The organism is Persicitalea sp. (genome assembly GCF_041751555.1).
In the GTDB taxonomy this organism is placed as follows: domain Bacteria; phylum Bacteroidota; class Bacteroidia; order Cytophagales; family Spirosomataceae; genus Persicitalea.
In genome coordinates, this window is the sequence record NZ_JBGSXF010000541.1 from 1 (window position 1) to 5908 (window position 5908).

General features: G+C 51.8%; 8 protein-coding genes. 1 reads left to right on the forward strand and 7 read right to left on the reverse strand.

Going from position 1 to position 5908, the window contains the following annotated elements:
* From ACEW8P_RS19450 to ACEW8P_RS19465, 4 genes are all read right to left on the reverse strand, one after another.
* Positions 1-278: SCO family protein (locus ACEW8P_RS19450; protein ID WP_373514742.1), on the reverse strand; the 278-nt coding region annotated here is incomplete at its 3' end.
* 31 nt (positions 279-309) lie between these two features.
* Entirely contained in the window at positions 310-744 is a 435-nt protein-coding gene (locus ACEW8P_RS19455) for a viral A-type inclusion protein (protein WP_373514743.1), read from the reverse strand.
* 122 nt (positions 745-866) lie between these two features.
* Positions 867-2561 (reverse strand): DNA repair protein RecN, encoded by a 1695-nt coding sequence (gene recN / locus ACEW8P_RS19460; RefSeq protein ID WP_373514744.1) that lies wholly within the window; start codon positions 2559-2561, stop codon positions 867-869.
* A gap of 102 nt (positions 2562-2663) precedes the next feature.
* Positions 2664-2915 (reverse strand): hypothetical protein, encoded by a 252-nt coding sequence (locus ACEW8P_RS19465; RefSeq protein ID WP_373514745.1) that lies wholly within the window; start codon positions 2913-2915, stop codon positions 2664-2666.
* A 63-nt stretch (positions 2916-2978) separates the two neighbouring features.
* Here ACEW8P_RS19465 and ACEW8P_RS19470 point away from each other — a divergent pair, with 63 nt between their 5' ends.
* Positions 2979-4154 (forward strand): PQQ-dependent sugar dehydrogenase, encoded by a 1176-nt coding sequence (locus ACEW8P_RS19470; protein ID WP_373514746.1) that lies wholly within the window; start codon positions 2979-2981, stop codon positions 4152-4154.
* A gap of 8 nt (positions 4155-4162) precedes the next feature.
* Here ACEW8P_RS19470 and ACEW8P_RS19475 read toward each other — a convergent pair whose 3' ends face one another.
* The 3 genes from ACEW8P_RS19475 to ACEW8P_RS19485 form a co-directional block, all read right to left on the reverse strand.
* Positions 4163-4420 carry a DUF2442 domain-containing protein gene (locus tag ACEW8P_RS19475; protein WP_373514747.1) on the reverse strand — a complete coding sequence of 86 codons (258 nt, stop codon included), beginning with the start codon at positions 4418-4420 and terminating at the stop codon, positions 4163-4165.
* Positions 4417-4719: a DUF4160 domain-containing protein gene (locus ACEW8P_RS19480; RefSeq protein ID WP_373514748.1), complete on the reverse strand. Its 303-nt coding sequence runs from the start codon at positions 4717-4719 to the stop codon at positions 4417-4419. The genes ACEW8P_RS19475 and ACEW8P_RS19480 overlap by 4 nt, the downstream gene beginning before the upstream one ends.
* 68 nt (positions 4720-4787) lie before the next feature.
* A partial coding sequence (locus ACEW8P_RS19485; RefSeq protein WP_373514749.1) for a gluconokinase occupies positions 4788-5908 on the reverse strand: 1121 nt, incomplete at its 5' end.

Genomic DNA, 5908 nt, shown 5'->3' on the forward strand with positions numbered 1-5908 from the left:
ACGGGGCAAATGGTAGGACACGAGGTAAAGAAAAAGTCCGTCACGTAAATTTTCCCCGCCACATCTTTTTGCGTTACGGTATCACCTTTCTGGTTGACAAAGGCAAAATCGGGAATGGTATTGTAAACTGTGTCCGTGACCATTCTTCCATCCACTTCTTTGGTCACCGCGTCGCGCTCGCCCAGAATCGGTAGTCGCCTGGAGGCATCGTTACAGGCAAAAATACCGGCGACCAAAGTCAGCGGAAGTATTATTTTATATAGAGATTTACTTTTCATCACCTGTCGGCTTCACTTTATTTTTAATAAACTATTTCAAAAACTCTCGGGCAGCTTCCAGACTTTCGTTGGTTCTTTTCTGCACGTCAGAGATTTTGTCTTTTTCCAACCGAAAATAAACCAGTGCATCACCCGCCGGAAGTGCCTTGGCAGAATCGCCACGGTAGGCGTACATCCATTCCATCATGAGGCTATCCGCCGTAGCTAGACTTTGGCTGAGTTCGAGGGCTCTGAGACGCTGTTCGGCGAAGGTTGTACTACTCACACCTTCCTGCTGGAGGCTATCGAGTTCAACCAACTTAGTAGAAAGTTGTTTTTTCAACGACATGATCTCACCCTGCTTCGGCATCACCTCATCGTGAATGGCCATCACCTCATCTTCCAATTCCTTTACCCGATCACCGTTTTGATTGCAGGCAGCAAGAGCAAAGTGGGTCAGCATCATCAGTCCTATTCCAAATCTCATTTTTCTGGTTTTAAAGGGTACATTGATTATTTCACTGTCAACTGTCAATCGCGACGGCGACCGCCACGGGGCGACCCGGTGTCAACTGTCAACTGTCAATCGCGACGGCGACCCGGTGTCAACTAAAAAAGCTTCGTCTGCGTCTTCTCATTCATCTGCGCCGTAGTGTGGGTCAGGATTTCGCGGGCGTTGTTCACTACCGTCTCCGATGGTTTGCTGCCGCCGATCATCTGGGCGATCTCCCCTACCCTCTCCTCAAACCCTAACTTACGGATACGGCTGACGGTTTTGGCCGATGAGTGATCTTTGTAAACAAAATAATGCGCCGAACCCTGCGCCGCAATTTGATGCAGATGCGTAATGGCAATAATCTGGTGGTTCTGAGCCATCTGCCGCATCATGTTGCCCATTTTTATGGCAATTTCACCCGATACGCCCGTGTCGATTTCGTCGAACACGATTGTTGGCAGTCTGCGTTTGTCGGCCAAAATGTACTTGATTACCATCATCAGCCGCGAGAATTCGCCTCCCGATGCCACATTGCGCAGTTCCTGCGACTTTATTCCCTTGTTGGCGCTGAACAAAAAGGAAATGAAGTCGATGCCGTCAGCGGTGGGCGGCACTTCGGTCATTTCGAGCGTCAACGAGGCGTTTGGCATCCCGAGTTCGATCAGGCCCTCACAGATGTTTTTCTCTATACTCTTGCAAACAGCCTTACGCGCACTGGATAGTTTGGAGGCACTCTGCGTCATGCGTTCCCGAGCGCTTTCAGATTTCTCGAGTGCTTTTTCCAGGTCGTCGTCCATACTCAATACCTGGCTCACCTTGCTTTCCAGATCGGCCTGAAAGACGAGCAGTTCGGCTATGTCTTTCGACTGATGCTTTTTCAAGAGTTGATAAATCAAATCCAGCCGTTCGCGGACAATGGTACTGCGGTCGTCATCCACCTCGACCATGTTGCCGGCGTTACTAACCTCGTCGGCCAGGTCACGCAACTCAATGAGCGTACTTTGGGCGCGGTCGCGCAAGGTGGCGTAGTAGTTGACGAGCCGACTGACCTGCGTCAGCGTCCCAACCGCCCCTTTGAGCAAATCCAGTACCGACTGCTCGGGATTGTCGAGGTAGTCATAAACCAGTTGCAGTTTTTCTTTGATTTCGACGGCATTTTCCAGAATGCTGAGCTCGTTTTCCAACTCTTCCTGCTCGTCGGGCTGCAAATCAGCCTCGACCAATTCCAGATACAGGAAATTGTTGTAGTCGAATTCCTTCCGCAAACGATCTGCCAATTTTTTAAGGGTATCGTAGGCTTCACGGGCTTCGCGGTAAAGCCGAAAATCCTTACGGTACTTTTTCAGGTACTTGTCGGTCTGGGCGTAGACATCCACGACCTGCAGCTGAAATTCGTTGTTGCCCAACATGATGGAGTCGTGCTGGGAATGGATGTCCATCAGCTCGTTCGTTACGCGCCGCAGCGTGTCCAGATTGACGGGCGTATCGTTGACGAAAGCCCGCGACTTGCCGCTTGGGCTGATTTCGCGGCGCACTATACAGTGCTTTGCAAAATCAAGTTCTTCTTCCTCAAAGACGTGTTCGAGCGCGTAGCCCGACACGTCATAAGTACCCTCGATTATGCACTTTTTTGCCGGATCGTAAAGCGACTTGCTATCGGCTCGGTTTCCCAGTAACAAGCCGATGGCCCCGAGCATGATGGATTTACCCGCTCCGGTTTCACCCGTAATTATATTTAACTGATTATCAGGCGCTAATTCGAGATGTTCGATCAACGCGTAATTTTTTATGAGAAGATTGACGAGCATAGAATGGTACTTGCTGACGTTGGGGCGGCCAAGTTAACAACAAATTATCTGAAAGGATAGCGGGCCGCGCATCGAACCAACACGAATTGAGGATCAGAAAATTCACCGAACCTCGCCTATTTTTGGAATAGTTTCCGCTTTTTGGTCGTAGATGATCTCGGCAATGTTAGTGAATAAAATCCGATGCGGATGGCTTCGCAGGTCGCGAAGCAGCAGAGAATCACCATCGAACGATTCCAAACTTCCGAAAAGGGTGCGCCCATCGCGTCGGACTGCGTTGATGTCCCGCGCCAGAATTAGAGCCAGGGAATCTTGGGTAAAGGGTGGAAAGAGGCGGAGGAGGCGTTTGCTCATAGCACCGGCAATTTCCCTATATTTGTTGGAATTTCGCTCCCGAATCATCTAAAACATTATCTAATGCATCCAAATAAGCTTTTATCTTTTTCAAAAAAATCTTTCTCCGCAGTTGTCATCGGCGTAGCCGCGCTGGCCGCTGTCGGTCTGACTACCCCCGGCCCGGTGGTGGCTCCCCAAGGCCCCGGCCAGCCGCTGGCCCTCAAAATGGACACGGTCGTCACGGGTTTGAAAACACCCTGGGCGCTGGCTATTCTGCCCGACGGCGATATGCTCGTGACCGAGCGCGGCGGGACACTGCGACTGGTTCACAATGGCAAGCTCGACCCTAAGCCTATTGAGGACGTCCCCGAGGTGCTCGCCAAAGGACAGGGTGGCTTGCTGGACGTAGTGCTGCACCCCGACTACGCAAAAAACGGTTGGATTTACCTGACCTACGCTTCCCCTGCCGCGCCCGGAGAAGCAGGTGACGCTGACGGAGCTAACACCGCGCTGATGCGGGCGAAGCTGAAAAACCATAAATTGGTAGATAAAAAGGTCATTTTCAAAGCAACGCCCAACGTGAAGTCCAATCCCCACTTCGGCGGGCGCGTGGCTTTCGACAGGGAAGGCTACTTGTACTTAACCCTTGGTGAGCGCGGTCAAAAGCCGGAAGCCCAGCAACCAACCAATCACCTGGGAACCGTCGTGCGGCTTTACGACGACGGCCGCGTACCAAAGGACAACCCCTTCGTGGGCAGCAAAAAGGGCCTGGGAGAAATTTATTCCTATGGTCACCGTAACCCGCAGGGCCTGGCGCTCGATCCCAACTCCGGTAAAATCTGGGAACACGAGCACGGCCCACAGGGCGGCGACGAGGTGAACATCGTGAAAAAGGGTGCCAACTACGGCTGGCCCGCCATCACTTTCGGCATCGATTACGACGACAGCATTATCTCGGAAGACACCGCCCGCGCGGGCATGGAGCAGCCCATCATTTACTGGCGTCCGTCCATCGCGCCCTGCGGCATGACTTTCGTCACCAGCCCTAAGTTCAAAGATTGGAACGGTGATCTGCTGGTTGGCTCGTTGAAATTCAACTACGTGATGCACTGCACCGTAAAGGGCGACCAAATCACCAAGCAGGAAAAAATTCTCGAAGGCATCGGTCGCGTCCGCACTATCCGCGAAGGAGCAGATGGGAACATTTACGTAGTGGCAGAGAATACAGGTACTGTGTTCCGGGTGAGTCCGATGTAGGAGAGAGTTCAGGCAAAGTTATTGTCGTACAATTTCCAGGCCGGGAAGATCACATCCCAGTTCTCACCCCACGTTAGTGTATCGTTCTCAACCCTGAACGATTTAAACTTTTCAAGATTCTGGTACTGGGCATAATAGCCTTTGAGCCGGGAGAAAGGGGCCGAAAAATCCACCTCTCGCACGGTTCCGTCGTCGAAATACACTTGTAGGGTATAGCCCGAGAGGTACTTCGCCTGGGTAACACGACATGTCTTTGCTGATTTCATTTTAGTTTCTTGGTAATTTTCTCGAAGTCCACCGGAAGATGGTAAACCATGATCCGGTTCCATTTTTCCACGATGCTTTTATCGAAGGCGCGGATGAATTGCTCAGCCTCCTTTCTTTGGGTCGAAGGCAGAGACTTTTTGCTTCTTACCCTACGACCCTTGATTTCCAACGCCCCCAAGTCGTACAGCAGTTCAAATTTATTTTCATATTCGGCGTACTTCACGTGAACGTGAATAGGAAGGTGGTCTTCGGTATATACGAAAAAGACGAGGCCGAAATATTCAAAAATCTTTGGCATGAGTGATTCGTTTTGGGCATTTGTCAAAAATAATCTTTTTCTTTATGGTTCCGAAATATGGGTCAGTACTACATCTTTGCCGATGAGGTTGATCCCTCCTTCGCCTTCTTATTAAAAATCCCCGCCCAAGTCTCAAACTCCCCGAACAACTCCGCGTACTTTTTCCGATTGGCTGCATTCGGCTTAAAAATGTGCCCAATCTGGGTGAACTGCCCGGCATCTTCGTACTTCTCGATGTGTCCAATAGCCTTCAACCCCATCAAGGCCGCACCGACCGACCCCGTCTCCACTGTATCGTTGAGGTTGACGTTGATGCCAAAAATATCCGCCAACATTTGCACCCAGACTTTGCTCTTGGCAAAGCCGCCGTTGGCGTAGATGGCTTTGACCTTCTGAGTTTCCAGGAGTACTTTGCCAATACTGAACAGATTCAGCAAAGTACCTTCCATAACCGCCCGCACAAAGTGCATCGGCGTGTGGCGAGTACTCAGCCCGACAAAGCCGCCGCGTACTTCGGAGTTCCACAGCGGCGCACGCTCGCCCAGCAGGTAGGGCAAGCAAAGCAACCCGTCGCAGCCCAGCGAAATGTCAGCGGCGTCTTTGAAGAGATCATCGTAAGAGATTTCGTCGAAGAAATGGTCTTTCAGCCACTCGAATACTACCGCGCCATTGTTGGTCGCCCCGCCGATGACGTATGTCTCTTTGTCTAGAATATAGCAGAACGTCCGCATTTCTTCGTCGGCAAAGGGCTTCGGCGAGCTGATGCGCACGGCCCCGCTCGTGCCGATGGTCACGGCCATCGTTCCAGGCACGATGGCCCCGCTGCCCAGATTGGCCAGACAGCCATCGCTCGCTCCCAATACCAAGGGTGTCCCGGCGGGTAGTCCGAGGGAATTGTCCTCCGGTAAGTTTACCATATGGTAGGGCGAGACGGGTTCGGAAAAACGGTCGGCGGCGAGGCCGAGGTAGTTCAGGGTGTACTCGTCCCAAGCGAACTTCTCGATATTAAAAAGCCCCGTGGCCGAGGCAATGGAGTAGTCGACCAGGTATTCCCCGGCCAATTTAAAAAACACGTCTGCCTTGATCCCGACGAAGCGGGCCGCTTTTTTGAATAATTTCGGTTCGTTCTCCCGCAACCATAGCAGCTTGCACAGCGGCGACATGGCGTGAATCGGTGTGCCGTTGGTCT

Excerpts from the sequence above, each read along its gene's own strand:
- ACEW8P_RS19455 (WP_373514743.1), bottom strand. The coding sequence starts at position 744 with ATGAGATTTGGAATAGGACTGATGATGCTGACCCACTTTGCTCTTGCT.
- ACEW8P_RS19465 (WP_373514745.1), bottom strand. The coding sequence starts at position 2,915 with ATGAGCAAACGCCTCCTCCGCCTCTTTCCACCCTTTACCCAAGATTCC.
- ACEW8P_RS19475 (WP_373514747.1), bottom strand. The coding sequence starts at position 4,420 with ATGAAATCAGCAAAGACATGTCGTGTTACCCAGGCGAAGTACCTCTCG.
- ACEW8P_RS19480 (WP_373514748.1), bottom strand. The coding sequence starts at position 4,719 with ATGCCAAAGATTTTTGAATATTTCGGCCTCGTCTTTTTCGTATATACC.
- recN (WP_373514744.1), bottom strand. The coding sequence starts at position 2,561 with ATGCTCGTCAATCTTCTCATAAAAAATTACGCGTTGATCGAACATCTC.
- ACEW8P_RS19470 (WP_373514746.1), top strand. The coding sequence starts at position 2,979 with ATGCATCCAAATAAGCTTTTATCTTTTTCAAAAAAATCTTTCTCCGCA.